This window comes from Streptomyces flavofungini, from assembly GCF_041028215.1.
Taxonomy (GTDB): domain Bacteria; phylum Actinomycetota; class Actinomycetes; order Streptomycetales; family Streptomycetaceae; genus Streptomyces; species Streptomyces flavofungini_B.
In genome coordinates this window covers 1-1,226 of the sequence record NZ_JASKYR010001289.1, presented here as the reverse complement: position 1 = coordinate 1,226, position 1,226 = coordinate 1, and the positions used below count along the sequence as shown (strand labels likewise).

Here is a 1,226-nt window from a genome sequence, read left to right as displayed (position 1 = left end):
CCGCCATGAGGGCCGCGTACTCGGCCTGGGCGTCGAACGTCTCGGACGGCGGGGGCGTCACGACGAACTCCGGGTCGATGCCGCGCAGCCGCACATCGACCGAGCCCGGCGCCAGGTCGCTGGTGATCTCGTCCGCAGCGGCCGAGAGCGCGTTCAGCAGGGTGAGCCGGGCGGCCGACTCCAGCGGGGCGGTGAGGCGCTCGGCCAGCTCGCGGGCCTCGTCGCCACCGGCTTCGGCGGCCACGGCGAGTTCGTGCCGGAGCTGGTCGACGTACTGCGTGAGGTTCATGGCGCCATTATGGCGTCACAGTAGTGCCAACGCAAGCAACTGGGGGCGCTTTCTGGCGCCTCGTGGGCGCGCACACCCCATCCGAGCGACCCGCCTTCGCTAGAGGTTGAATGTTGAACGGAATCGCGCTACCTTCGATCTCGTTGAACATTCAACAGAAGCGAAGCTCCCCACGCGGAGCCCATCCCCCAAGGAGCACGTCATGGGTCTCTTCGGCCGCAAGAACGACACCGCCACCGTCACCGCCCCCGCGCAGGACGCCTCCGTCACCGTCAGCCCGGAACTCGCCGCGCTGACCGGCGACTACACGATCGACCCGGCGCACTCGACGCTCGGCTTCGTCGCCCGCCACGCCATGGTCACCAACGTCAAGGGCTCGTTCCTCGACGTCTCCGGCACGCTGCACCTGGACGGCTCGGACCCGTCCCGCTCGACGGCCTCCCTCGACGTGCGGATGGACAGCATCGACACCGGCAACGCCGACCGTGACGGGCACCTGAAGAGCGCGGACTTCTTCAAGACGGAGGAGTTCCCCGAGATGACCTTCCGCTCCACCGAGGTACGGGCGCTGGGCGGCGACGACTACCGCGTCACCGGCGACCTGACGATCCTGGGCACCACCAAGCCGCTCTCCATCGACCTGGAGTTCAACGGCTCGGCCACGGACCCGTTCGGCAACGAGCGCGTCGGCTTCGAGGGCAAGGCGGAGCTGCAGCGCTCGGAGTGGGGCCTCACGTGGAACGCGGCACTGGAGACGGGCGGGGTCCTGGTCTCCGACAAGATCAAGCTGAACTTCGACATCAGCGCCATCCGCGCCTGACCGGCCCCCACGAGCGCGCCCGTCTCTCCGTCCCCCACGGCGGAAGGCGGGCGCTCGGCTGTGCCGCCGTACATCGCCGCTTCGCGGCTCGTCCGCAAACGCCGGACGGGCTACGGC

General features: G+C 69.5%; 1 protein-coding gene and 1 pseudogene. One reads left to right on the top strand and one right to left on the bottom strand.

Going from position 1 to position 1,226, the window contains the following annotated elements; translation table 11 throughout:
* A pseudogene (locus AB8Z36_RS40515) lies at window positions 1-289 on the bottom strand (hypothetical protein); the annotation flags it as partial.
* Between the two features lie 202 nt (window positions 290-491).
* Here AB8Z36_RS40515 and AB8Z36_RS40510 point away from each other — a divergent pair.
* Window positions 492-1,109, top strand: a complete 618-nt coding sequence (locus AB8Z36_RS40510; RefSeq protein WP_369218348.1) for a YceI family protein — start codon at window positions 492-494, stop codon at window positions 1,107-1,109.
* Window positions 1,110-1,226: the final 117 nt, after the last annotated feature.